Origin of the sequence: Microbacterium lacus (genome assembly GCF_044794305.1) — a bacterium.
In the GTDB taxonomy this organism is placed as follows: Bacteria; Actinomycetota; Actinomycetes; order Actinomycetales; family Microbacteriaceae; genus Microbacterium; species Microbacterium lacus_B.
The window spans coordinates 3347987-3372854 of record NZ_CP084996.1 but is presented as its reverse complement, the minus strand read 5'-3'; the positions used below and the strand labels follow the sequence as shown (position 1 = coordinate 3372854).

Here is a 24868-nt window from a genome sequence, read left to right as displayed (position 1 = left end):
CGGCGAGGGCACTCGGGCCGGATCGACGAAATCCCCGCCACACCTCTAGGCCCAAGAGTCCGCCCATCTCAGAACGCGCAGCGCGCGCAGCGTGACCCACCGGCTCGGGCGCCCCTCACCCTCTTGCTCGAAGCTGAAGAGTCTCGGCCCTTCATGGGTGAGTTCGAGGCTCCACAGACCCATCGGCAATTGAGCACTCCGCAGCAAAGCGACCGCCTCACCACACCGCGGATCACCCTCGGGCCGCGCGAGGCGGAAGTACTCCAGCGCACGAAGGTAGTCGAAGTACCAGCGCACGGGATAGGACGCCATCCCGAAGCGGGGGTCGATCAGGGCACCATTGGAGACGCGCCGCAGGAGCGAGCGCTCGAGCAGATACTCCTCGCCGCGACGGCGGGTGGTGGCCGCGGCATCCGGATCCTGCACGGTGCCCGATTGCTCCCACGCCCACAGGCCCTCGAGGGCGCAGATCGTCGAGTGGAAAGACGACGCACTCGTGCCGTCTTCGTCCCAGCAGTTCCAGCCCCCGTCGGGCAACTGGCTGGCCAGGAGGGTCTCGGCGATCGCGTGGCCGTCTTCACCGAAATAGGCGGCCACCGCGAGCGCGGTGCCATTGATGCACGGCTCGGTCTCGCCCTCGAAATACGGTTCGTTGTCGTGTTCCCAGCGCACGTTCTCGCGAACGCGCGCTATCGCCGCCCGCACGCGCGGGTCGCCCGGGTCGATGCCGAAGTCCATGAGTTGCTGGAGCGAGAAGTGGGTGGCGGTCCACGCGTCGAAGAACGGTCGGCTCTCATCGGCCCACCCCGGCCGATAGGTGCCGCCGTCCCAGCGGCCATCCGCGGACTGTTCGGCCAGCAGCTGCGCACCCCAACCTTCGTCCGCAACGCGAGCGCGCTCGCGGGCGATGTCGTCTGCCGATGCATCCGTCAGGTCGCGCAGCACCTGCCACCTGATCGCCGGATCACCGCTGCGCAGGTACTCGACCACTTCGTCCATACGCACACGGTAACGCGGGCCTCGGACAGCCGCAGCGCCTCCGTGCACGCGCGCCACGTAACACGGGGCCGCCCTGCGCCACCGACCGGCGAGAATGGCAGGCATGGACTGGCAGACCTCCGAAGACACCGTGCCGTCAGCACCGGTGACCGAGGCCGACGCGCGTCTGCTCCTGGGCCGCCCGCCGGCGACCGGTGCGTGGCGTGACGGCGACCCCGCCGGGGCTCGCCACTTCGCGACCTTCGGGTCGTTTCGCACCGAAAGCCGTGCGAGTCTGCCCGCGTTCCGCATCGCGTACGAGACCTGGGGCGAGCTGAATCCTGCCCGCGACAATGCGGTCCTCGTGCTGCACGCTCTCACCGGCGACAGCCACGTGCGCGGACCCGCGGGGCCTGGCCACCCGACTTCGGGCTGGTGGGAAGACATCGTCGGCCCGGGCGGACCAATCGACACAGACCGATGGTTCGTGGTGGCCCCGAACATGCTCGGCGGATGCCAGGGGTCAACCGGACCCGCCAGCATCGCGCCGGATGGCTACGAATGGGCCTCCCGCTTTCCGTACCTCACGATCCGCGACCAGGTCACAGCCCAAGCGCGCCTCGCCGACAGCCTCGGCATCGATGTCTGGGCAGCTGTCGTGGGCGGATCGATGGGTGGCATGCACGCGCTTGAGTGGGCCGCCGGCCTCCCCGACCGGGTGAGCCGGGTCGGAATCCTCTCCGCTCCACCCGTCAACACGGCCGACCAGATTGCACTCAACTCGGTGCAGCTCGAGGCGATCGGTATCGATCCGAGGTTCCAGGGCGGCGAGTACTACGACGCCGGCGACGGCGCGGGGCCGAGCCGTGGCCTTGCTCTGGCACGTCGCATGGCGCTGCTCAACTACCGCTCCCCGACCGAGTTGAACCAGCGGTTTCAACGGACGTGGCAGTCCGACGTGAGTCCGTTCGGGCACGGTGGGCGCTTCGCGGTGGAGAGCTACCTCGACTTCCACGGCAACAAGTTCACGCGCCGCTTCGATGCGAACACCTACATCCGCCTGGTCGAAGCGATGAACTCGCACGACGTCGGCCGAGACCGCGGTGGCGTCGACGACGCGCTGGCCGCCGTCACCGCAACGGCGCTCGTCCTCGGAATCGACAGCGACCGGTTGTTCCCGATCGACGGGCAGCACCGAATCGCCCGCGGAATCCCGAACACTCTCGACGGAAACGAAGCAGTCGTGCTCGTCAGCGACTTCGGCCACGACGGGTTCCTCATCGAGACGCACACCGTGGGCGCGCACTTACGGCGCTTGCTCGCGAGCTGACTCAGCCGGATCGGCCTTCGGGTAGGTCAGCTCGTCGGTAGGTCCACGGGAGAGCGCCGATTTCCAGACGATGGCGGGATGCCCCACCCAGGCCAGCGTCCGCATACTCGGCATCTCCCTGCCACAGCATCATCGGGCCCTCGGCTCCGCGCCGACCCACCGTCTCGAAGTGCTCAACTCCCCGCAGGCTCGCGGCACCCAGCAGCGCGGCGGCGTTCGGCTGAACACCGAGTTCGTGCAGCGTGACCCACGTGGGCGGGTACAGGGTGACCTCACCGCGACCGTGGCGAGCGAGCATGTCGAGCGGGCGCACCCACTGGGCCGCGACGACCTCGTCCGGGGCGAGCGTCTGCGCTCCGCCGGGATCTTCAGCGAGGAAGAACCAGGTGCGAATGCGCAACGGCAGGCCTGGCGGCGGATCCCAGCACGACAGCGGAACCAAGGTGGCGGCGTCCACTACCAATCCGGTCTCTTCGTGTGTTTCGCGCGCCGCCGCGCGCCGCGCGGATTTCGCTTCGTCGCCCTCCACGCGGTCATCGTCTTCGAGCTTGCCGCCGGGAAAGACCCACGCCCCCGCGAACGAGCCTCGATCAGGCCGCTCGATCATGAGCACCTCTGCGCTGTGAGCTCCGTCGCGCACGATCACGACCGTTCCCGCTACGGGGACGGCCGGATCTGTTCCGTCAGCCGGATGCCGCGGCCGAGACTCTCCGACGGCATCAGCGAGTGCCCGCAGGGTGCGGGCAGCGGGCGAAGAATCGTCCACTGGACTCAGTCCTCGTGCGCGTCGAGTGCGTTCTCGAGACGCTGAACCTTGCCGTCGAGTTCGCCGGTCCACCCGGGGCGGATGTCGGCCTTGAGCACGAGCGAGACTCGTGAGCCGAAGGGAATCACTGCCTCGGTTGCGCGCTTGACGACGTCGAACACGTCATCCCACTCCCCCTCGATCTCGGTGAACATCGAGGTCGTGCGGTGCGGCAGGCCGCTCTCGCGGACGACGCGCACCGCGGCGGCGACGGCATCGTGAACGGATGCCCCGGGCGAAGGCTCTCCGCCCGACCGAGGCGAACCACTGGGTGCAACAGAGAAGGCGACGAGCATGCGCCCAGCCTAGAGCGTGATCAGCCAACCAGCCTCGGCGACCTCAGGGTAGCGAGGTCGCGGCATCCTGTCGAATCGATTCGAAGACCCGTTTCGTCGGTATGCGGACGAGTGACGCGATCGTCCACACCCACAACGCGACCAGGAGCAGATTCCGCACGGTGAGGCCGGTCACCGCGAAGATCTCCGCACCGATGACTCCGCCGTAGGTGATCGGGTAGACGATCTGAGTGAGCAACGCCGCGACGAGCCCGACGAGGGCAGGCGCCCACCAGCGCCGACGGTCAAGCACGAGTCCGAGGGCGAGCGGCGCGATGATCCAGGTCAGGTACTGCGGAGACCCCACTTTGTTCAACACGATGAACCCCAGCACGAGGCTCAGCGCCAGCGGCGGAAAGAGTCTGACGTAGGTCGCGCCACGCCACGCCTTGAACGCACCGAGAGCGGCGAGCGCCAGCATCCCTACGATCAAGAGCGGAGTCATGACGGCGATCACCGCGTCGAGGTGGGCGCCGGTCACCTGATAGGTGAGCAGATCGGTGTCGTAGTAAACCGAGAATCCTTCGAGTCCCAGCGCCGTGCCCCACAGATAGAAGCCGCTGACGGGCGCCTCCACCTGCAGCCCACGTCCGGCCTGCTCGGTGACGAAGCCCAGCGCGTGACGGGCACCACCGAGAAGCGCCACCGCGACGAGGGTGATCGCACTCACCGCGAGCGCGCCGCCGATGAGGAAGAGACGTTGCCGCACCGCGATGACGGCAGCGCCCAAGAGCGCGGCGGGCCAGACTTTGATCCACGTCGCGATCGCCAGCAGAACGGAGGCGAGCCACGGCCTTCCGACCAGCCACAGGCAGCCCGCGATCGCGAGCGGCACGGTGATACCGTCCAGGCGATACATTCCGACCGGCCCCAGCAGCAGGATGAAGACCAGCCAGAACCAACCAGCGAGCCAGCGGCCGCGAGATCTGCCATTGCCGACCAGCACGGCGAATGCGGCGGCATCGCACAGAGTCACGACAATCGCCCAGGCAATGGTGTACCCGGCGATCCACTCCAGCCCCTGGGTGAGCACCAGCGGAACGAGCGCGAGTTGCGGGTAGATCCAGGTGAAATCGATCCCGGGAATCCCCGCACCGCTCAGGGCCTGCAGCGTCCACGGTTCGTAGACGAGGTAGACGTCGCCCATAGGATTGTTCGGCAACACGAACCCGAGAACAGCGACGGCGACATGGACGACGACGAACCCGACCCAGAGTCCCGCTCGCCTCGACACGGTTCCATCGTAGGCGGCGGCCGGGCACGACCTGGGCGCGATTCCGGATGCCTCCCCGGTCGCGCATCACCGTTCGGCGAGCACTTCTCCGACGGCTCGTGGCAGGGCTTCGGCAACGTCCATGGCCGTGATGGGCCCCCCGGCGGAGCCATACGCGGCGGAGGCAATGGCCCCTGCCCGAGCGTGCAGCCACGCGCCGGAGGCGGCGTGCGCGGCCAGCGACGCGGCATCCGCCGGCGCATTACCGGCCCCTGCCGCAGCGACGAGCGCGCCGATGGCCCCGGCCAGAACGTCACCCGTGCCAGCGGTGGCCAGCCACGGGACGCCGGCGTCGACGCGGAGGACCAATCCGTCGGGCGTCGCGACGAGTGTCGAAGATCCTTTGAGCAGCACGACGGCGTCCAAGGCGGAGGCGGTTTCGACAGCAGCGGCGGTGCGATCTTCAGGGGCCCCACTCAGATGCAGCCCTTCGCGCAGACGCGCGTGCTCACGATCGTGCGGCGTCACGATCACCGGCGCGGATGCGCCGAGCGCAAGGTCCAGCGCCCCCGCGTCGACGATGACGGGTTCGGTCCGCGCCAGGATTGCCCGCAGTGCGCCTGTCTCTGCGCGCGACCGCGTCGAGGGGTCTGTGCCCGAGCCGATCACCCACGCGTGCACCCGGCCGTCCGCAGTCACGGTCTCTGGGCGTCGCGCCAGCACGAGGTCGCGCGACGGACCGAGGTAGCGGACCATACCGACGCCGGTACGCCACGCGGCCTCGACACCGAGCACCGCAGCTCCGGGGTATTCAGTCGATCCGGTGCGCAGCCCGACGACCCCGCGGGAATACTTGTCGTCTCCATCCGTTGGCATCCGAAGCACGCGCGCGACATCCGCACTCGACCATGTGACCACCTCGACCATGTCGCCACCCTATGACGCTGGAGCCTCAATGAGCCTGCTGTACACCCCCTATTCGATCCGCAACCTGACGGCGCGCAACCGCCTGTGGGTCGCACCGATGTGCCAATACAGCGCGATCGACGGGGTGCCGCAGGAGTGGCACTACACCCACCTCACGCAGTTCGCATCCGGCGGCGCGGGCATCGTCATGGCCGAGGCGACCGCTGTATCGGCGGAGGGTCGCATCTCGCCCGAAGACACCGGCATCTGGAACGACGAGCAGGTTCAGGCATGGGCGCCGATCGTCGCCGGCATCCGTTCGCGCGGCGCGCTCGCAGGCATCCAGTTGGCCCACGCGGGCCGCAAGGCCTCAACGTATTCGGGCTTCACCGACGATCACGGCTCTGTGCCAATCAAGAACGGCGGGTGGCAAACCGTTGCCCCGTCCGCCATCGCGTTCGAGGGCTACGACACTCCTGGCGCGCTCAATCTCGCCGGCATCGACAAGGTCGTCGCCGACTTCACCGCCGCCGCGCTGCGCTCGCTCGAGGCCGGGTTCCAGGTACTCGAGGTACACGCCGCACACGGCTACCTGCTGCACCAGTTCCTGTCGCCTCTGTCGAACCACCGCGAGGACGAGTACGGCGGGTCGCTCGAGAACCGCGCCCGCCTCCTGCTGCGCATCATCGATGCGGTGAGGGATGCCGCTGCCGACGCCGCCCTTTTCGTCCGGTTCTCGGGCACTGACTGGGCAGATGGCGGCTGGACGATCGAAGAGACCACTACCGTCGCCCGCTGGGCTGCCGACCGTGGAGCGGATTTCTTCGACATCTCCAGCGGCGGACTCGTCGCCCACCAGAAGATCACCACCGGCCCGGGCTATCAGGTCGCGCTGGCTGCCCACGTGCGGCGCGAAGCCGGCGTTGCCGTCAACGCGGTCGGACTCATCATCGACGGACCGCAGGCCGAGTCGATCCTCGCCGCGGGAGACGCCGACGCCATCATGTCGGGGCGCGAGTGGTTGCGCGACCCGCACTTTGGTCTCCGCGCCGCGCGCGAGCTCGATGAGCCGATCGACTACTGGCCGATCCAGTACGTGCGGGCAAGCCGCCGCCACTGAACCGAGCCGTCAGTAGCCGCGGCGGCGAGTGGCGTCCTGCACCTCGCCGACGAGCTCCTCGATCACGTCCTCGAGGAACAGCACACCGGTGGTCTCGCCCTCGGTCGTGCGCACCTGCGCGAGGTGGCGCCCCGCCCGGCGCATGAGCGCCAGCGCGTCCTCGAGGTCGGTCGATTCGAGCACGGGCACCATGTGGTGAATGCGCTTCGCCGGAATCGTGCGTACGACGTCGGTCGACGCATCCGGCCCCTCTGCGGCACGCAGCACATCTTTGAGGTGCACGTAGCCGACGGGCGCAGCATCCGCATTCACGATCACATAGCGCGAAAAACCGTGCTTGGCGACGGCCCGTTCGATCTCATCGGGCGTGGTCGAATCGGGCAACGTGACGAGCCCGGCAAGGGGCACCGCGATGTCTTTGGCCTTCTTGTCGGTGAACTCGAGCGCCGCCGAAAGCGTGCCGGCGAAATCATCGAGGACTCCCTCGATGCGTGACTGATTCACGATCGTCGCCACCTCATCGAGTGTGAAGGTCGACGCGGCCTCATCCTTCGGCTCGACCCCGAACAGCCGCAGTACGTGGTTGGCGATCCAGTTCAGTACTGCGATGACGGGGTAGAAGACCTTCGAGACCCACACGAGCGGGGTCGCGAGCATCAGGACAGCGCGGTCCGGAACCGAAAACGCGAGGTTCTTCGGCACCATCTCACCGAAGACCACGTGCAGGTACGACACGATCAGCAGGGCGATGATGAACGCGATGACGTCGACGGTGCCCTCGTCGAGGCCCGTGAGACCAAGGGGTTCAGCCAAGAGGTGGTGGATCGCAGGCTCAGAGACGTTCAAGATCAGCAGCGAACAGATCGTGATGCCCAACTGGCTCGTCGCGAGCATCAGCGTGGCGTGTTCCATTGCGTACAGGGCCGTCTTCGCCGAACGCATGCCCTTCTCGGCCAGCGGTTCGATCTGCGAGCGCTTCGCGGAAATGACCGCGAACTCTGCCCCGACGAAGAAGGCGTTGACGATCAGCAGGACGAACAGCCATGCAATTCCTGCCCAGTCGCTCATCGCTTCTGCCCCCCTTCGCTGGTCGTCGAGGCCGGCTCGGCGGCGCCCGGCATAGGCTTCGGCGTGAACGTCACACGATCCACACGGCGACCGGCCATGCGTTGGACCTCGATGGTGCCGTCTTCGATCTCGAGGGTGTCACCCTGCACAGGGATGCGCTCCAGCGTGCTCATGATGTAGCCGCCGATGGTGTCGTAGACATCACCCTCGGGAATGCGGATGCCGGTGCGATCGAGAAGCTCGTCGGGTCGAAGCTCGCCGGGGAAGACGATCGAGTCATTGCCGCGCACGATCCCCGCGCGCCGTCGATCGTGCTCATCGAGAACTTCTCCGACGATCTCCTCGACGAGGTCTTCGAGCGTGACCACGCCGGCGGTGCCGCCGTACTCATCGACGACGATCGCCATCTGGTAACCACGGGCGCGCAGTTCGCTGATGAGCACATCAAGATGCACAGCCTCCGGCACGCGGAGCGGTTCCGTGGCGAGGGCTGCGGCGGGCACATCTCGGCGGCGGTCACGGGGAACGCCGACGGCGGCCTTGAGGTGCACGATGCCGGTGATGTCGTCCATCGACTCGTCGTACACCGGAAAGCGACTGTGGCCGGTGCGCCGTGCGAGCTGGATCACGTCTTCGGCGGAGTCATCGGCGGCGAGCGCATGGATGCTGGGACGCGGCGTCATGACGTCGGCCGCGCTGAGTCGGGCAAAAGTGAGGCTGCGATCCAGGAGTGTGGCGGTGTCTTCTTCGAGCACGCCGGCGCTGGCTGAGCGACGGACGAGACTGGAGAGCTCTTCGGCGGTGCGGGCGCCGGACAGCTCTTCTTTCGGCTCGATCCCGATCGCACGCAGGACACCGTTGGCGCTGCCGTTGAGCACGGTGATCGCGGGGCGGAACACGAAGGTGAACGCCGTCTGGAACGGGATCACGAGCTTCGCGGTTTGACGAGGCACGGCAAGCGCGAAGTTCTTCGGCACGAGCTCGCCGAGGATCATCGAGAGGATCGTCGCAAGCGAGATCGCAATGATGACCGCCAGCGGGCTGATGAGACCTTCCGGCATCCCCCAGGCGGTGAACACGGGTCGGAGCAGGTTGGAGATCGCCGGTTCCATCGCGTAACCGGTCAGCAGCGTCGTGAGCGTGATGCCCAGCTGCGCGCTCGAAAGGTGCGTCGACGTGATCTTCAACGCGTTGATCGTCATCGACAGTCGCGACTCACCCGCATCGCGGCGTGATTCGAGATCGGCTCGGTCGAGGTTGACGAGGGCGAACTCACTCGCCACGAATAGGCCGGTGCCGATTGTCAGCAGAAGCCCCACGCCCAACATGATGTAGTCCATCACGCATCGCCCCCGATCAAGATCAGGGAGGGGTCGTGGGGCGGGCGTTTACTGGGAGGGTCGTCCATCGTCTGGCTATTCTACGCGAATGGATGCCTCGGTCCGCCGTGAGATCACCAGCTGACCGGTAGCGCCTTGCCCTCTTCGTAGCCCGCGGCGGACTGCAGGCCGACACGCGCGCGGTCGTGGAACTCGGCCACCGTCGCCGCGCCTGCGTAGGTGAACGACGACCGCACACCCGAGGTGATCATGTCGAGGAGGTCTTCCAGCGAGGGCCGCAGCGGGTCGAGATAGATCTTCGACGAGGAGATTCCCTCGGCGAACAGCTCCTTGCGCGCAAGTTCGTAAGGATCCAGGCGTCCGAACCGCTCGTGCACGGCCTTGGTCGACGCCATCCCCCACGACTCTTTGAACGCACGGCCCGAGGCATCCGTCTGCAACTCCCCCGGAGCCTCGATGGTTCCGGCGAACCACGAGCCGATCATCACCGAGGTTGCGCCGGCTGCGAGCGCGAGCGCGACGTCGCGCGGGTAGCGCACGCCGCCGTCCGCCCACACGTGAGCGCCCATGATGCGGGCGGCCTCCGCGGTCTCGAGCACGGCAGAGAACTGGGGACGACCGACAGCGGTCATCATGCGCGTCGTGCACATTGCACCCGGGCCTACGCCGACCTTCAAGATGTCGGCGCCCGCGGTGACGAGGTCGTGCACGCCTTCGGCGGTGACGATGTTTCCGGCAGCGATCGGGATGCCGAGGTCCAATTCCGAGACTGCGCGCAGGGCACGCATCATCCCCTCCTGGTGACCGTGCGCGGTGTCGAGCACCAGGACGTCCACTCCGGCAGAGGCAAGCGCCCTCGCCTTGGCGGCGACATCACCGTTGATCCCGACCGCGGCCGCAACGATGAGACGCCCGGAGGCATCCACTGCGGGGCGGTACAGGGTCGAGCGCAGGGCACTGCGGCGAGAGAGTGTGCCGACGAGGTGACCGTGGTGCAGAACGCAGACGGTTTCGGCGCCGGTTGCGACGATGAGGTCGAAGGCATGGCGTGCACTTTCGACGTCGTCAGCGTCGATGGATGCTGCGCGCCCCCGTGCGAGGTCACCCAGTCGAGCATCTGGCAAGGCTGTGGCGAGCCGTGTGGCCGGCACGACGCCGAGGATGGTGTCGATGCGTATGTCGTCGCCCGCGGCGGCGACAACGATCCCGTGGCCCTCTGTCGCAGGGAGCAGACGCGCGGCGTCGGCAACCGTTGCATCGGGGCCGAGGACGAGCGGCGTGTCCCAGGCGACCGGCTGGGACTTGACCCAGCGGATCGCCGCGTCGAGGTCTTGCAACGCCATGTCCTGCGGCAGAACGCCGAGCCCACCGCGACGGGCCAGAGTGGCCGCCAGGCGCGGCCCGGTGACGGAGTTCATGTTCGCAGACACCAACGGAATCGTGGCGTTCGAGCCGTCTCCGGGAGAGAGATCGACGTCCAAGCGACTCGTGATCGCCGACCTCCGGGGAACCAAGAACACATCCGAATAAGTCAGGTCGACGTTGGGCATCTCACCGTAGAACTCCATGTCACACAAGGGTAGTGACTGTAGCTGTGCGGTAAATGATCCAGATCTTTCTGTCTTCACGGACGTTCGAACCGGGTAGCCCGCGTCAGACTGGGCTACGCTTAAGAGTCGTGCGTGTGGGCACACGTGTCCCGCACGACACCCAGATCTTCACCGATGAAAGCAGGCGATTCAGCGTGTCGAGCCAGGTGACGGGCCTCGGGGTTTCGAACGAAGGAGAGTTCGGAGCTAACGAGTGGCTCGTCGAGGAGCTGTACGAGCAGTTCACCATCGACCCAAACTCCGTCGACAAGGCGTGGTGGCCCATTCTCCAGGACTACCGCCCCGTCGACACGACCGAGACAACGGCTCCGCCACCCGCGCCCGCCGAGTCGGTCACAGAGGCCGCACCGCCGAAGGTGGAAGAGCATCGCCCGGTGACTGCGCCGATCCCTGTCATCGGCGCACAGCCGGTCGCTCGGACGACGACCCGGCCCGCGTCCCCCCAGCCCATTCCCGCCCAGGCGCCGAACGTGGCGCCCTCTTCTTCAGACGATTCCGCCGAAGACGACAAAGTCACTGTCCTCAAGGGCATGCCCAAGGCCCTCGCGGCAAACATGGACGAATCGCTGACGGTACCGACCGCGACGAGCGTGCGCACGGTGCCCGCGAAGCTCATGATCGACAACCGCATCGTGATCAACAACCACATGTCGCGCACGCGCGGTGGAAAGGTGAGCTTCACCCACCTGATCGGATGGGCGCTCATCCGCGCTCTCAAAGAGTTCCCGAGCCAGAACGTCTTCTACGCCGAGGTCGACGGCAAGCCGTCGGTGGTCGCCCCCGCGCACATCAACCTCGGTATCGCCGTCGACATCCCCAAGCCCGATGGCACGCGTGCGCTTCTCGTTCCGAGCATCAAGCGCGCCGACACGCTCACCTTCGGTGAGTACCTCGCCTCTTACGAAGACATCATCGCCCGCGCCCGCGCCAACAAGCTGACGGCCGCGGACTTCCAGGGCACGACGATCTCGCTCACGAACCCGGGCGGCATCGGTACGGTCCATTCGGTTCCCCGCCTTATGAAGGGACAGGGCTGCATCGTTGGCGCTGGTGCCCTCGAGTACCCCGCCGAGTTCCAGGGCGCCAGCGAGAAGACGCTGAGCGAGCTGGCGATCGGCAAGACGATCACCCTCACCAGCACATACGACCACCGCGTGATCCAGGGCGCGGGGTCCGGCCAGTTCCTCAAGACAGTGCACGAGTTGCTCATCGGTCAGCGCAACTTCTACGAAGACATCTTCGCGGCTCTGCGCATTCCGTACGCGCCGATTCACTGGGGCAACGACATCAACGTCGACCTCGCCGAGCGCGTCGACAAGACCGCGCGCGTGCAGGAGCTCATCAACTCGTTCCGTGTGCGTGGCCACCTCATGGCCGACATCGACCCGCTCGAGTACGTTCAGCGCACGCACCCCGACCTCGAGATCGAGAACCACGGGCTCACCTTCTGGGACCTCGACCGCGAGTTCGTCACGGGCGGATTCGGCGGCAAGCGTCAGGCGAAGCTTCGCGACATCCTCGGCGTCCTTCGTGACTCCTACTGCCGCACTATCGGTGTCGAGTACATGCACATCCAGGACCCCGTGCAGCGCGCGTGGTTCCAGGAGAACATGGAGGTCAAGTACCAGAAGCCGAGCCACGACGAGCAGCTCCGCATCCTCGACAAGCTCAACCAGGCCGAGGCGTTCGAGACGTTCCTGCAGACGAAGTACGTCGGTCAGAAGCGCTTCAGCCTCGAGGGCGGCGAGTCGCTGATTCCTCTACTGGATGAAATCCTGCAGGGAACCGCCGAGGCTGGCCTGGATGGCGTCGCCATCGGTATGGCCCACCGCGGACGCCTCAACGTGCTCACGAACATCGCCGGCAAGACGTACGGCCAGGTCTTCCGCGAGTTCGAGGGCTCTGTCGCCATCGGTTCGAAGAGCGGCTCGGGCGATGTGAAGTATCACCTCGGCACGGAGGGCACCTTCGTCGACGACCGTGGCGCAGAGGTGCCGGTCTACCTCGCCGCAAACCCGTCTCACCTCGAGACCGTCGACGGCGTGCTCGAGGGCATCGTCCGCGCACGTCAGGATCGCAAGCCCATCGGCACGTTCTCGTGGCTGCCCCTCCTCGTCCACGGTGACGCGGCCTTCTCGGGCCAGGGCGTCGTCGTCGAGACTCTGCAGATGTCGCAACTGCGCGGCTACCGCACGGGCGGCACTATCCACGTCGTCGTCAACAACCAGGTCGGATTCACCACGACCCCGCAAGACGGCCGTTCCTCCGTGTACGCCACCGACGTCGCCAAGACCATTCAGGCGCCGATCCTGCACGTGAATGGCGATGACCCCGAGTCCGTGAACCGGGTAGCCCAGGTCGCCTTCGCGTACCGCGAGCGCTTCCACCGTGACGTCGTGATCGACCTCGTCTGTTACCGCCGTCGCGGGCACAACGAGGGTGATGACCCCTCGATGACGCAGCCGCTCATGACCAACCTCATCGAAGCTAAGCGCTCGGTGCGTCGTCTGTACACCGAGGCGCTCGTCGGTCGCGGTGATATCACCGAAGAAGAATACGAGCAGGCCAAGCGCGACTTCCAGAACCGGCTCGAGGTCGCGTTCACTGAAACGCATGCCGCCGAGACCGGGTCCAGCGATGTCGTCGAAGATGTCGACGACGTGATCGTGGTCGGCGCTCCTGAGACGACCGGTGTCTCGCGCGAAGTCGTTCAGCTGATCGGTGACACCTTCGTCAACAAGCCCGAAGGCTTCACGGTTCACACGAAGCTGCAGCAACTGCTCGACAAGCGTCACGACATGAGCCGCAACGGCGCGATCGACTGGTCGTTCGGTGAGTTGCTCGCCTTCGGTTCGCTCCTGCTCGAGAAGACGAACGTGCGTCTCGCCGGGCAGGACTCGCGACGCGGCACGTTCGTACAGCGTCACTCGGTCCTCCACGATCGCGCCAACGGCCAGGAGTGGATCCCGCTCTCGAACCTCAGCGCTGATCAGGGACGCTTCTGGGTCTACGACTCGTTCCTCAGCGAGTACGCGGCGATGGCGTTCGAGTACGGCTACTCGGTCGAACGGCCCGACTCCCTCGTCTTGTGGGAAGCCCAGTTCGGTGACTTCGCCAATGGAGCCCAGTCGGTCGTCGACGAGTACCTTTCGTCGGCTGACCAAAAGTGGGGTCAGCAGTCGAGCGTCGTGCTGCTCCTTCCCCACGGCTACGAGGGTCAGGGGCCCGACCACTCATCGGCCCGCATCGAGCGCTACCTGCAGATGTCCGCGCAAGACAACATGACCGTCGCGCGTCCGTCTACGCCCGCGTCGTATTTCCACTTGCTGCGGCGCCAGGCGTACGCCCGCCCGCGTCGCCCGCTGATCGTCTTCACCCCGAAGGCCATGCTGCGTCTGCGCGGAGCGACCAGCCCGGTGGATGACTTCCTCACCGGCAAGTTCGAGCCCGTGTTGGATGACGATCGCTCGCTCGACAAGGCCAGCGTCAAGCGGGTTCTGCTGCACTCGGGCAAAATCCACTGGGACCTCAAGGCCGAACTCGAGAAGAACCCGAACCCCGAGATCGCCTTGGTGCGCCTCGAGCAGTTTGCTCCGGCCCCAATCGACGAGCTCAACTCCGTGATCGACAGCTACCCGAACGCGCAGTTGGTGTGGGTTCAGGACGAGCCCGAGAACCAGGGCGCGTGGCCGTTCATCGCGCTCGAGGTCGTCAAGCACCTCCACGGTCGCACGATTCGTCGTGTCTCACGGCCGGCTGCAGCATCCACCGCGACGGGCTCGCCGAAGGTTCACGCGATCGAGCAGGCCAAGATCATGCAGAAGGCATTGACGCTCTAGCCCTGCTCCGTGTGGACGGGGCACGCGTGGGATCATGAATCCGCGCGTGCTCGTTCTTGCGCGCGCCTGTGATCTCGCCGTGGAGGATCCGCTCACATGAACGTCATGCTGCTGGCCAATCCTGCTGCGCGCGCGGGTGCGCGCACGGGAGCGGCAACGCAGGCGGCTGAGCGGCTGCGCGACCACGGAATCCGCACGACGATCATCAGCGGCGGCAGCGCCGAGGAATCCAGCGAGCTTCTACGCACCGCAGTCCGCCTCGGAACGGATGCGGTGGTCGTCGCGGGCGGCGACGGAACGGTGAACCTTGCCATCCAAGAGGTCGCGGGCACCGGCATCCCTCTCGGCGTCATTCCGGCGGGCACCGGCAACGATCTCGCCGCGACGGTGGGGCTGAAGGAACTCGACATCGCCTCGGCCGCCGAGGCGATCGCGGCGGGCGAGACGCGCACGATCGACCTGGCACGGGTGACTCGATCGGACGGGACGACCCGGTATTTCGGCACCGCGCTCGCGAGTGGGTTCGACTCGAAGGTGAACGACCGTGCGAACGCAATGCGCTGGCCGCGCGGCGGGTCGCGATACAACATCGCTATCCTGATCGAGTTCTTGACGCTGAAAGGCATCCCGTACGAAGTGGAGCTCGAGCTCGCGGACGGCACGCGGGAGCGCATCGCCCGGGACCTGGTCATGGCCACCGTGGGCAATGGCCGCACGTATGGTGGCGGCATCCCGATCTGTCCCGACGCCGATCCCGCCGACGGCCTGCTCGATGTCACGATCGTCCGCCCGGCAGGACGCCTGCACCTCCTGCGACTGCTCCCCCGCGTCTACAGAGGCACGCACACTACTGTGCCTGAGGTGTCGACCTACCGGGTGCGCTCCGCGCGTCTCTCATCGTCGGGCGTCACCGCGTATGCGGACGGTGACCCGATCGGAACGCTCCCGCTCACGGTCGATGTCGTGCCCAGCGCGTTGCGCGTGTTCGCGCCGCTGACTCCGAAGTCGGGTTAGACGCTTGCCCGCGCCTCGCGGAGCTTCGCCAGCACGAGGTCGCGAAGCTCTTCGGGAGCACTCTCTTTGCAGGCCCGGGCGACGACCTCAGTGAGTGTTCGCGCCACGTGCGCTTCGTCGGCGCATCCCTCGCAGTGCGCGAGGTGCTCTTCGATGTCGCCGCGCTCGGTCTTGCAGATCTCGTTGCGCAGGTACTCTTCGAGGTCCTTGCGGGCCTTGTCGCAGCCGCAGTCGGTCATTTCTTGGCTCCTGTTGCGGCAACGTCGATGCCGCGTTCCTTCGCGTAGTCGGCCAAGAGGTCACGCAGCATTCGTCTGCCACGGTGCAGACGGCTCATGACCGTGCCGATGGGGGTCTTCATGATGTCGGCGATCTCTTGATAGGCGAAGCCCTCGACGTCGGCGAGGTACACCGCCAAGCGGAAATCTTCGGGGATCGATTGCAGGGCGTCTTTGACGACGGATGCCGGCATGTGATCGATCGCTTCGGCCTCTGCCGACCGACTCGTTGTCGCGGTCGTCGACTCGGCGCCGCCGAGCTGCCAGTCTTCGAGGTCGTCGATCGTGCCCTGATACGGCTCGCGCTGCTTCTTGCGATAGGTGTTGATGTACGTGTTCGTAAGGATGCGGTAGAGCCAGGCCTTCAGGTTCGTGCCCTGGGTGAAGGTCTTCCACGAGGCGAAGGCCTTCACGAACGTTTCTTGCACGAGGTCTGCCGCGTCCGCAGGATTGCGGGTCATCCGCATTGCGGCCGCGTACAACTGGTCCATGAAGGGCAATGCCTGCTCTTCGAACTGGTCGCGGTTCTCTTGCGCCGTCTGCTCGCTCATCACGCGCCATTGTACGGCGCTGTCCTCAAGGCCCGCAGTGAGCTCTGCGAACGCCGCCTCGACCGTAGGGTCATGCACTGTTGCCGTCACTCGGGGTCGCCTCTCGCTCGATCACGGGGAAGTCATCCGCGGTCAGTCGCACACGGTCAGTAAAGTAGAACCCGATGACAGCCGAGCGGTATTCCCACATCCCTGCGAAGACTCCCCGCGGGGCCTGGGCCGCGCCCACCGCGACCGGCCCCCTGCGGGCAACTGTCACCGTGCCGGGGTCGAAGTCACTCACGAACCGCGAGTTGATCCTGGCTGCCCTCGCGGACTCGCCGAGCCGCCTCTCAGCACCCCTGCACTCGGATGACTCCGCCCGTATGGTCGATGCTCTCCGAGCCCTGGGAGTGGGCATCGAGCTTGTCGCGGGCACCGGCCGCTACGGTGACGACATCGTCGTGACACCGAAATGGCCACTCGGTGGTCAGGCCGTCGTCGATTGCGGGCAAGCCGGTACGGTGATGCGCTTCGTCGCTGCCCTCGGCGGCTTTGCTAAGGGTGACATCACCCTCACCGCACATGAAAGTGCCCTCCATCGTCCGATGGGCGCGATGATCAAGGCGCTCCGCGATGTCGGCGTCGACATCGACGATGGCGGTCACTGGGCGCTGCCGTTCACCGTGCGCGGGCACGGCCATGTGCGCGGCGGCGAAGTAGTGATGGATGCGGGCGCGTCCAGCCAGTTCGTCTCGGGCCTGCTGCTGGCTGCTCCGCGCTTCGATGTCGGTCTGCGCCTCATCCACTCGGGCGAGCGCCTGCCGAGCATCCCCCACATAGACATGACCGTCGAAGCACTCGCACACCGCGGAGTGCACGTCGAACGCCCAGCGCCCGGTGAGTGGGTGGTTCCCGCAGGCCCCATCCGCGGCAAAGACGTGGCGATTGAGCCCGACCTCTCCAACGCCGCACCGTTCCTCGGAGCGGCGATGATCGCCGGTGGCTCGGTCACGGTCACGGGCTGGCCCGTCCACTCCACGCAACCCGGCGCGATGCTCACCGACATCCTCACGCTCATGGGCGCCCGCGCCGTGCGCCGCGGCGGTGCCCTGACGGTCACCGCAGGCAGCCGCATCCAAGGCGTCGACCTCGACCTTTCGGCCGCAGGCGAACTGACCCCCACCATTTTCGCGCTGGCCGCATTCGCCGACGCACCGACCACGCTCTACGGCATCGGACACATCCGCGGCCACGAGACCGATCGCATCGCGGCACTGGTCGGCGAACTGCGTGGGCTCGGTGGCGAAGCGCACGAGCTCGAAGACGGCATTCGCATCGTTCCGCGTGAGTTGCACGGCGGCCGCTGGCGCGCCCACCACGATCACCGACTCGCGACCACCGGTGCGCTGGTCGGCCTGGCCGTGCCCGGCGTCGAGGTCGACGACATCGGCACCACTGCCAAAACCATGCCTGAGTTTCCGCAGTTGTGGCAGAAAATGCTCGCGGGCGATGGTGACACCGCGTCCCTTGCGCCGGAGGCGATGCAGGCATCGTGAGTTGGCTCGAACCGGACGACGACGATGATGACGAGTTCGACGAGTCGCAGGTGCGGATGCGTCCGAACCCCAAGGCGAACCGGCCGCGAACCAAGCGCAGGCCCGCCCATGCCGATGCACAGATAGCACGCGTCCTGGGCGTCGACCGTGGCCGGTACAACGTCCTGGTGGACGAGGACGGCCCCGACGAGCACACGATCCTGGCGGTGCGAGCACGGGAACTGCGCAAAATGCCGATCGTCACCGGCGACCGCGCACGCGTCGTCGGCGACACCACCGGCGACGACGGCACGCTGAGCCGCATCATCGGCATCGAAGAGCGTTCGTCGCTCCTACGACGGAGCGCCGACGACACCGATCAGGTCGAGAGGGTGATCGTCGCCAATGCGGACCAGATGCTCGTCGTCGTTGCCGCCGCAGACCCCGAGCCCCGCGCCCGACTCGTCGACCGCTACCTCGTTGCCGCACTCGATGCGGGGATGCGGCCCCTCCTCGTCGTGACCAAGACCGATCTCGCCGACCCCGCCGAGTTTCTCACTCACTTCGACGGCCTCGATCTCGAGGTCTTCACCAGCGCGCAGGAGGAGATGCCGCTCGAACGCGTGGGTGCAGCGCTCGTCGGCCACTCCACGGTCTTCGTCGGCCACTCGGGAGTTGGCAAGTCCACCCTCGTCAACGGACTCGTCCCCGAGGCGAAGCGGGCCACCGGACACGTCAACGAGGTGACCGGGCGAGGTCGTCACACCTCGAGCTCGACGGTCTCATACCGCTACCGAGGCTCGCAGGGTTCCGGCTGGGTCATCGATACTCCCGGCGTCCGTTCCTTCGGGCTCGGCCACGTCAATACGTCGAACATCCTGAAGGCCTTCACCGAACTCGACCTGATCGCCCAGGAGTGCCCGCGCGGATGCACGCATCTTGCGGACGCACCCGACTGCGCGCTCGTCGAGGCAGTCGCTGCGGGCCGACTCGGTCCGACCGGCGCCGCACGTCTGGACTCGATGCAGCGACTACTCCAAACCTTCGGCGAGAAGGCCGGAAATCAGACGAGCGGCGGCTGAGGCATCCGCCCGTTCTAGAGTGGAATCGTGACCACACTCGATATCGGCACCCCCGCTCCCGACTTCACGCTTCTGAACCAGGACGAGCAGCCCGTCAGCTTGTCGGCGCTGCGCGGCACGCCCGTCATCCTCTTCTTCTATCCCGAGGCTATGACCCCGGGCTGCACCACCGAAGCGTGCGACTTCCGCGACAGTCTCGTGCCGCTGCAGGCCGCCGGCTACACCGTGCTCGGCATCTCGCGCGATCTCCCCGAGAAGCTGCAGCGCTTCCGCGCGCGCGATGGGCTCACCTACGATCTGCTGAGCGACCCCGACCGCACGACTCACGAGGCGTACGGCGCCTGGGGCGAGAAGATGAACTACGGCAAGGTCGTCGAGGGCGTCATCCGCTCGACCTTCGTGGTGGACGCTGACGGCAACATCGCCCACGCTCTCTACAACGTTCGCGCCACCGGGCACGTCGCACGTGTGCGCGGCCTTCTTGAGGTCTGACGCGACCTAAAGGTTCTCGTGGGGGCTTTCGTGCGCGGATGCCTCACGCCCGGCGTCTCGCGCGACCAGAATCAGGAGCACGAAGGCGACCAGGGCGGGTGCCGCGATGAGCGCCGCGGTAAGCGGATGCGCGAAGTCCCCGGTAGCCGCGCCCAGCGCGACGGCCAGGATGAGGACCTGCGTGACGATCGCGCCCGACCGACCCCATGAACGACCGTTGTAGATCGCGACGGCGAAGGCCAAGACAGCGATGCCGCCGACCACAGTCAGGACGAGTAACGCCAGAGCGCTCGAGATCGACGCCGTATCACCCGTGACGACTGCCACGAGCTGCCAGCCGGCGAGAGCCAGAATCGCCGCTCCTTCCAGCCCCACGAGGATGGCCGCCCACGTCGCGATTGTCCTTGTCCGCATTCCCTACGATCTCCTCGAGTTCTGCCATCGGCTTTGTGTGAAACCTCATGCTGCGAAGGGAACGCACAGCAAGATCGGCAGAAACCTGTCTGCAATCCCTTGATCATGACCATGTGCTATGGGACGATTGATGAAGCCGTGTGCTCCCACACCGACGTGGGGCGAGCGTTCGCTCGCACTACCCACAGGGTACCGGACCCCGATTCGCGGGACCCATACGCCCGACTACTTCGCTACAAGGAGCACCACCATGGATTGGCGCGACAAAGCCGCCTGCCTCACTGTCGACCCCGAGCTGTTCTTCCCCGTGGGAAACACCGGCCCGGCCGTCGATCAGATCGAGAAGGCAAAGACCGTCTGCGCAACCTGCACGGTGACCGAGATCTGCCTGCAGTACGCTCTCGAATCCGGTCAGGACTCCGGAGTGTGGGGCGGTCTGTCCGAGGACGAGCGCCGCGCACTCAAGCGTCGCGCTGCGCGCGCTCGCCGCGCTTCCTGACGCGTCTCGCTAGGCACGCTCGCGGTCGATGTAGCGCAGGGGAATCTCGATCGTCACCTCTGTGCCACTACCGGTCGCGGTGTGCCAATCGATCGTGCCGCCCAGCTCACCCTGAATCAGGGTGCGCACGATCTGCGTACCCAGACCTCGGCCGACCTGTCCCTCGGGCAGCCCCACTCCGTTGTCACGGACGGTGACCTCGAGACGCTCGGCCGTGCGGTCGGCGATGATCTCGACCTCGCCCTCTTTGCCGGCGAGCCCGTGTTCGACGGCGTTCGTGACGAGCTCGGTGAGCGCGAGAGCGAGCGGTGTCGCGTACTCGCTCGGCAGTGTGCCGAAGCGCCCTGTGGTGCGCGTCTGTGCGCGCGTGGTGGGCGCAGCGGCGACTTCGGCGATCAACTTGAGCGCCCGGTCGAACACGTTGTCGAAGTCGACGTTCTGCGCGAGGCCCTCCGAGAGGGTGTCGTGCACCACCGCGATCGCTGAGACCCGGCGCATGGCCTGTGTGAGGGCTTCGCGCGCCTCGTCCGAGTGCGACCTGCGCGCCTGGATGCGCAGAAGCGAGGCGACCGTTTGGAGGTTGTTCTTCACCCGGTGGTGAATCTCGCGGATGGTCGCATCCTTCGTGATGAGTTCTTGCTCCTGGTGCCGGATCTCGGTGACGTCGCGGCACAACACAATCGCGCCGATCCGGTTGCCGTAGTCGCGGAGCGGGATCGTCCGCAGTGACACGGTCACCCCTCGCGCTTCTAGGTCGGCACGCCACGGGGCGCGCCCTGCGACCACGACTGGCAACGATTCGTCGAACTGACGGTTGTCCGGCAGCAACTCGGTGACGACTTCGACGAGCGACTCCCCCTCGAGTTCGTCTTCGAACCCGAGACGGTTGAAGGCCGAGAGCGCGTTCGGGCTCGCGAAGGTCGTGACCCCATCGACATCTAGGCGGATCAATCCGTCGGACGCGCGCGGGGCGCCACGGCGGGGAGAGGTGGGCGCGGAGAGGTCAGGGAACTCCCCCGACGCGATCATGCCGAACAGGTCGTCGGCACAGTCGTTGAACGTGATCTGCTGGCGGCTGGGGGTGCGCGTTTCACCGAGGTTGGTGTGACGCGTGAGCACGCCGATCGCCACCGCGGTCTCACCCTGACGCGCGCGCATGATCGGCACCGCGCGCACACGGGTGGGAGTCTCTTCGAACCAGTCCGGCGAAGCCGAGTCGACGATCTTGCCGCCCTGGAACGCATCGCGCACCTGAGTGCGCCACTGGGGCCTGACCCGATCACCGACGATGTCGCGGTAGAAGAGTGTTGCTGCGCCGCTCGGGCGGGTGTGCGCGACGGCGATGAAGGCGTCATCAGCCGTCGGCACCCAGATCACGATGTCGGCGAATGCGAGGTCTGCCAGAAGCTGACCGTCACCGGCGAGACGATGCAACCACTCGATGTCGGCCTCACTCGACCGGCCCTGGGCATTGACTAAATCACTGAGCGTCGACACCGTTCCAGCGTAGACGGAGCAGCCGTCCGCTCGATGCGGTCAGGCAGCCGCTTTCGAACGACGGATGCTGCGACCCGCCCGAGCAGGCACCGTCGCGGGTGCCGGAACAATCGCTTCACCGACGAAGCGGCGCAGCGCGAGGGTCACCGGGGACTTCGGTGCCACCTCGGCGATCGGACGCGCCGCCAGCAGCGCAGCATCGGCCGACCTCGGGTCTTGCGGCACGAACCAGACGTCGTCGATGCCGCCGAACCGGTCGAGGGTGCGCCGCACCTGGCCGCGGGCATCGATGCCGAGCGAGCCCGGTCGCAGGCGATTGGCGAGGACGGCGATGGGAGTGGCGCCGATAGTCGCGCGAAGCTCGGCGTGCGCGCGCAGGAAGCGTGACACTCCGATCGGATCAGCCCCCGCGACAGCGACCACCAGATCGGCCGCGCAGAGCGCCGCCAGCGTGGCGGCATTTCGGCGGGGTCCGTCCAGGTCCGAAACGATCTCTTCGTCGCGCTCCAGCGAGGCCGCCACATCGACCACAGTGAAGTCTGCCCATTCGCGGCATGCTGCGAGCGCTCCCGTCACGCGCGGTCCGGTGAGCTCTGGCCAACGGGACGGACGATTGAGCCCGGTGAGAACGTCGACGCCGTTCTTGCCGAGGGGTGTCGCGATGCGGGTGAGCTCACGCGGATCCAACCCGCCGAGGTCAGCCTGACGGCAGGCCGCGGCAAACCCCGGCCCCTCATCGGCGAGCCCCAGCGAGAGAGCGATCGAGGGCGAGTGGGTGTCAGCATCCACCAGCGCGACATGGCGTCCACCCCGCGCGAGTTCAACCGCGAGTTCGATCGCGATCGTTGAACGACCGGGCGCTCCCGCGGCACCCCACACCGCGATAATTGGGGGGCCGCCGTGGGTCACCCGCGCCTCCGGCAGTGGGGCGAGGGACGGCCCCCGCAGAAGAGCGTCGACGACTGCCCAGGCCTCGACATCGAGCGACAGCGGCTCTGCGAGACCGAACGCAGAGACGATGCGATCCGCAGCCGGCTCGCCCGCCAGGGGAACGATCCGCACGCCTGCGCGGTCGCACGCGCTCACGACTGCCGTCGTGGCGGACTCGCGATTCACCTCCAGCACGAGCACCTCTGCCTCAGCCAGTGCGCGCACGACCCGCTGTGCATCGTCACCGAGCATTCCGTCGACGGCTGCACGCGCGGGTACGGAGGCCTGCACCACCGCGAGCACGTCCATCCCCTCGCGCCGCAGGCCTGCGGCGATCTCGGCACCGCGGGGAGAGTCGACGGCGACGACGATCTTCATCTCGACGCCCCGATCGTGGGCACCACCGACAGAGCGGCCTGGTCAGCGATCGACCCGAGCACAGTCGCGACGTCAGCCCGAGCAATCACAAGTTCCAGCGTGGCGGCGGCGCCACCGATCATCGAGTCGTCGCGCGTGACGGCGACCACGGCGGCATCGGCGACGAGAATCCGCGGAACGTCGTACAGGCCGCGCTCGAGGAGGGGCGCTGACCACACTTCGACCACCGACCCCGCGTCGATCGATGCCGGCACGTCGACCGTGCTGCGCAGCACCACACTCGTAGTCTGTGCGAGTGCGGCTGCGCCCGTCGCGCTCGCTGGAACCAGCTCTCCCGCCTCGATCGTGCGCGTCGCAATGACGCCCTCGTCCAGCGATTCGGGCGACATGTAGGCACCGGCAAGCTGGCCGAGACCCACATCAACGATGCGGAGATCATCGCTGGTCAGCGCTTCACCCGGCACGATGGTGCGCGTCGCGGCGAAGGCGGGCGCCGTCTGTCGCGCGGCCGAAACAACGAACCACACGCCGGCGACCGACGCGACGATCAAGAGTAGTCCGAGGACGAAACGGGCGTCTCCCCAAGCGCGTCGGCGTGCAGGGCGAGGGGCATCCACAGCGGTCATGAGACCATCGTCACTCAGGAGCCGGAGATGGCCCGGAGGTTATCCACAGGGCCGAGGCGGTCCGGCCGCCTCCCCTGGGGTGCGGCCATAATGGTGGCATGCCCGAGATCCCGACCGCTGAGGTGCGCTTGCTGGCGCCCGCTCAGGCAGCCGAGATCCTCGGCGTATCGGTCGACGAGGTCATGACCCTCGTCCAGCGGGGTGAAGTGCGCGGCGTTCGCGTCGGTGCCCCGGCCCGCTGGCGCATCGAAGAAGCCAGCCTCGCCGAGTACCTCGATGCACAGGCAGAGATCGCCCGGCGCATGGCGCTGTGGAACGAGTCGCAGGAAGCGAGTTTCCCCGAACTCTGGGGCACCGGCCACATTCGTCACGGCGACTGACCGCATCTGCACTAAAGGGCTGCGTGACCGTCCAGGCGAATCCACGCCACCGCGGCGAACGGGACGACGCGAAAGCCCGTGACCGCGTCTGCACGACGCGGCGCACCGGGCTCGTGAAGCGCGATGTCGAAGTGATCCGCTCCGGCGCGATCGATGGTTCCGGCCAAGGCCTTGCCGCCGGCGAGGTGCACCACGACCGCCGTCCGGCGGCGCACCAGATCTCGAAGCGCGTAGCCGAAGGTCATGCGATCAGCCAACGGCGATCGAGTGTCATCCGGTCGTGCGCTGCGAAGGAGATCCGGATGCTGCATCCCGACGCCGATGAGCGAACCGAGTGGTGCGAGCATCGCGCCGCGACGACCCTCCGCAGGCTCAAGACCGACCCAATCGGCTCCGACACCCGAGACTTCGGCCACAACGATCATGCCGTCCGTGAATTCGAAGGTCGGTGAAGGCGTGGACCGATCGCGCTTCACCAACGCGACAAGACGCTCTCGGAGCACGACGCGCGAGAGCCGCAAACGCTCGGCTTCGGTGTCGAGCGCGGCGCGTTCGGCCTCCCATTCGGAGGCGAGTTGGTCTTCGAGATCGTCGAAGAATCTTTCCCAGCGCACCCACGCAGATTAGGCCAATCGTTACGAGTGGATCACGAGTTATCCACAGGTC

General features: G+C 66.8%; 25 protein-coding genes. 9 read left to right on the top strand and 16 right to left on the bottom strand.

The window, feature by feature from the left end; translation table 11 throughout:
• Positions 1 to 45 precede the first annotated feature (45 nt).
• A complete protein-coding gene (locus LG299_RS15820; protein ID WP_404431942.1) occupies positions 46 to 999 on the bottom strand; it encodes a hypothetical protein in 954 nt (317 codons plus the stop codon).
• A 103-nt stretch (positions 1000 to 1102) separates the two neighbouring features.
• On the opposite strand from LG299_RS15820, the gene LG299_RS15815 reads away from it, so the two are divergent.
• On the top strand, positions 1103 to 2308 hold the full coding sequence (locus tag LG299_RS15815) for a homoserine O-acetyltransferase (RefSeq protein WP_404431940.1): 1206 nt from the start codon (positions 1103 to 1105) through the stop codon (positions 2306 to 2308).
• A gap of 1 nt (position 2309) precedes the next feature.
• Here LG299_RS15815 and LG299_RS15810 read toward each other — a convergent pair whose 3' ends face one another.
• The 4 genes from LG299_RS15810 to LG299_RS15795 form a co-directional block, all read right to left on the bottom strand.
• Complete coding sequence (locus LG299_RS15810) at positions 2310 to 3074, bottom strand: NUDIX domain-containing protein (RefSeq protein WP_404431938.1); 765 nt, start codon at positions 3072 to 3074, stop codon at positions 2310 to 2312.
• Between the two features lie 5 nt (positions 3075 to 3079).
• The gene (locus LG299_RS15805; protein WP_404431936.1) at positions 3080 to 3409 is read right to left on the bottom strand and encodes an MTH1187 family thiamine-binding protein; all 330 of its coding nucleotides are present in this window, start codon (positions 3407 to 3409) and stop codon (positions 3080 to 3082) included.
• Positions 3410 to 3452: 43 nt separating this feature from the next.
• The gene (locus LG299_RS15800) at positions 3453 to 4682 is read right to left on the bottom strand and encodes a hypothetical protein (RefSeq protein ID WP_404431934.1); all 1230 of its coding nucleotides are present in this window, start codon (positions 4680 to 4682) and stop codon (positions 3453 to 3455) included.
• Positions 4683 to 4748: 66 nt separating this feature from the next.
• The gene (locus LG299_RS15795) at positions 4749 to 5588 is read right to left on the bottom strand and encodes an NAD(P)H-hydrate dehydratase (protein ID WP_404431932.1); all 840 of its coding nucleotides are present in this window, start codon (positions 5586 to 5588) and stop codon (positions 4749 to 4751) included.
• Between the two features lie 28 nt (positions 5589 to 5616).
• Here LG299_RS15795 and LG299_RS15790 point away from each other — a divergent pair, with 28 nt between their 5' ends.
• Complete coding sequence (locus tag LG299_RS15790; RefSeq protein WP_404431930.1) at positions 5617 to 6687, top strand: NADH:flavin oxidoreductase/NADH oxidase; 1071 nt, start codon at positions 5617 to 5619, stop codon at positions 6685 to 6687.
• Positions 6688 to 6696: 9 nt separating this feature from the next.
• Here the strand turns inward: LG299_RS15790 and LG299_RS15785 are convergent, their stop codons facing one another.
• The 3 genes from LG299_RS15785 to LG299_RS15775 all read right to left on the bottom strand — a co-directional run bounded on the left by LG299_RS15785 (position 6697) and on the right by LG299_RS15775 (position 10663).
• Positions 6697 to 7755 (bottom strand): hemolysin family protein, encoded by a 1059-nt coding sequence (locus tag LG299_RS15785; protein WP_404431928.1) that lies wholly within the window; start codon positions 7753 to 7755, stop codon positions 6697 to 6699.
• Positions 7752 to 9095 (bottom strand): hemolysin family protein, encoded by a 1344-nt coding sequence (locus tag LG299_RS15780; RefSeq protein WP_404431926.1) that lies wholly within the window; start codon positions 9093 to 9095, stop codon positions 7752 to 7754. The genes LG299_RS15785 and LG299_RS15780 overlap by 4 nt, the downstream gene beginning before the upstream one ends.
• A gap of 113 nt (positions 9096 to 9208) precedes the next feature.
• Positions 9209 to 10663 (bottom strand): GuaB1 family IMP dehydrogenase-related protein, encoded by a 1455-nt coding sequence (locus LG299_RS15775; protein WP_404431924.1) that lies wholly within the window; start codon positions 10661 to 10663, stop codon positions 9209 to 9211.
• A gap of 176 nt (positions 10664 to 10839) precedes the next feature.
• On the opposite strand from LG299_RS15775, the gene LG299_RS15770 reads away from it, so the two are divergent.
• Both LG299_RS15770 and LG299_RS15765 read left to right on the top strand, forming a co-directional pair.
• Positions 10840 to 14544 (top strand): multifunctional oxoglutarate decarboxylase/oxoglutarate dehydrogenase thiamine pyrophosphate-binding subunit/dihydrolipoyllysine-residue succinyltransferase subunit, encoded by a 3705-nt coding sequence (locus tag LG299_RS15770; RefSeq protein ID WP_404434924.1) that lies wholly within the window; start codon positions 10840 to 10842, stop codon positions 14542 to 14544.
• A 96-nt stretch (positions 14545 to 14640) separates the two neighbouring features.
• On the top strand, positions 14641 to 15558 hold the full coding sequence (locus tag LG299_RS15765; protein WP_404431922.1) for a diacylglycerol kinase: 918 nt from the start codon (positions 14641 to 14643) through the stop codon (positions 15556 to 15558).
• Here the strand turns inward: LG299_RS15765 and LG299_RS15760 are convergent.
• The 3 genes from LG299_RS15760 to LG299_RS15750 all read right to left on the bottom strand — a co-directional run bounded on the left by LG299_RS15760 (position 15555) and on the right by LG299_RS15750 (position 16670).
• Positions 15555 to 15797 (bottom strand): anti-sigma factor family protein, encoded by a 243-nt coding sequence (locus LG299_RS15760; protein ID WP_404431920.1) that lies wholly within the window; start codon positions 15795 to 15797, stop codon positions 15555 to 15557. The two genes, LG299_RS15765 and LG299_RS15760, sit on opposite strands and share 4 nt — an antisense overlap.
• Positions 15794 to 16387: a sigma-70 family RNA polymerase sigma factor gene (locus LG299_RS15755; RefSeq protein WP_404431918.1), complete on the bottom strand. Its 594-nt coding sequence runs from the start codon at positions 16385 to 16387 to the stop codon at positions 15794 to 15796. The genes LG299_RS15760 and LG299_RS15755 overlap by 4 nt, the downstream gene beginning before the upstream one ends.
• Positions 16388 to 16457: 70 nt before the next feature.
• Entirely contained in the window at positions 16458 to 16670 is a 213-nt protein-coding gene (locus LG299_RS15750) for a hypothetical protein (RefSeq protein ID WP_404434930.1), read from the bottom strand.
• Here LG299_RS15750 and aroA point away from each other — a divergent pair.
• From aroA to bcp, 3 genes are read left to right on the top strand one after another with little or no spacing between them, the layout of a single operon-like run.
• Positions 16648 to 17925 (top strand): 3-phosphoshikimate 1-carboxyvinyltransferase, encoded by a 1278-nt coding sequence (aroA, locus tag LG299_RS15745; RefSeq protein WP_404434923.1) that lies wholly within the window; start codon positions 16648 to 16650, stop codon positions 17923 to 17925. The two genes, LG299_RS15750 and aroA, sit on opposite strands and share 23 nt — an antisense overlap.
• Entirely contained in the window at positions 17922 to 18986 is a 1065-nt protein-coding gene (rsgA, locus tag LG299_RS15740) for a ribosome small subunit-dependent GTPase A (protein ID WP_404431916.1), read from the top strand. Before aroA ends, rsgA begins: the two co-directional genes overlap by 4 nt.
• Positions 18987 to 19013: 27 nt before the next feature.
• On the top strand, positions 19014 to 19478 hold the full coding sequence (gene bcp / locus LG299_RS15735; RefSeq protein ID WP_404431914.1) for a thioredoxin-dependent thiol peroxidase: 465 nt from the start codon (positions 19014 to 19016) through the stop codon (positions 19476 to 19478).
• Between the two features lie 6 nt (positions 19479 to 19484).
• On the opposite strand, the gene LG299_RS15730 is transcribed toward bcp, so the two are convergent.
• A complete protein-coding gene (locus LG299_RS15730; RefSeq protein WP_404431912.1) occupies positions 19485 to 19892 on the bottom strand; it encodes a histidine kinase in 408 nt (135 codons plus the stop codon).
• 250 nt (positions 19893 to 20142) lie between these two features.
• Here LG299_RS15730 and LG299_RS15725 point away from each other — a divergent pair, with 250 nt between their 5' ends.
• Complete coding sequence (locus LG299_RS15725) at positions 20143 to 20391, top strand: WhiB family transcriptional regulator (RefSeq protein WP_404431910.1); 249 nt, start codon at positions 20143 to 20145, stop codon at positions 20389 to 20391.
• A gap of 9 nt (positions 20392 to 20400) precedes the next feature.
• On the opposite strand, the gene LG299_RS15720 is transcribed toward LG299_RS15725, so the two are convergent.
• Genes LG299_RS15720 through LG299_RS15710 form a run of 3 tightly spaced genes read right to left on the bottom strand, consistent with a single transcriptional unit; the run spans position 20401 to position 23822 of the window.
• Entirely contained in the window at positions 20401 to 21888 is a 1488-nt protein-coding gene (locus tag LG299_RS15720; RefSeq protein ID WP_404431908.1) for a sensor histidine kinase, read from the bottom strand.
• Positions 21889 to 21927: 39 nt separating this feature from the next.
• Positions 21928 to 23196 carry a CpaE family protein gene (locus LG299_RS15715; protein WP_404431906.1) on the bottom strand — a complete coding sequence of 423 codons (1269 nt, stop codon included), beginning with the start codon at positions 23194 to 23196 and terminating at the stop codon, positions 21928 to 21930.
• Positions 23193 to 23822 carry an SAF domain-containing protein gene (locus LG299_RS15710; RefSeq protein ID WP_404431904.1) on the bottom strand — a complete coding sequence of 210 codons (630 nt, stop codon included), beginning with the start codon at positions 23820 to 23822 and terminating at the stop codon, positions 23193 to 23195. The genes LG299_RS15715 and LG299_RS15710 overlap by 4 nt, the downstream gene beginning before the upstream one ends.
• A gap of 98 nt (positions 23823 to 23920) precedes the next feature.
• On the opposite strand from LG299_RS15710, the gene LG299_RS15705 reads away from it, so the two are divergent.
• Positions 23921 to 24202, top strand: a complete 282-nt coding sequence (locus LG299_RS15705; RefSeq protein WP_404431902.1) for a helix-turn-helix domain-containing protein — start codon at positions 23921 to 23923, stop codon at positions 24200 to 24202.
• Positions 24203 to 24213: 11 nt separating this feature from the next.
• Here LG299_RS15705 and LG299_RS15700 read toward each other — a convergent pair whose 3' ends face one another.
• Positions 24214 to 24816, bottom strand: coding sequence for a hypothetical protein (locus LG299_RS15700; protein ID WP_404431900.1), 603 nt, complete (start codon positions 24814 to 24816; stop codon positions 24214 to 24216).
• Between the last annotated feature and the right edge of the window lie 52 nt (positions 24817 to 24868).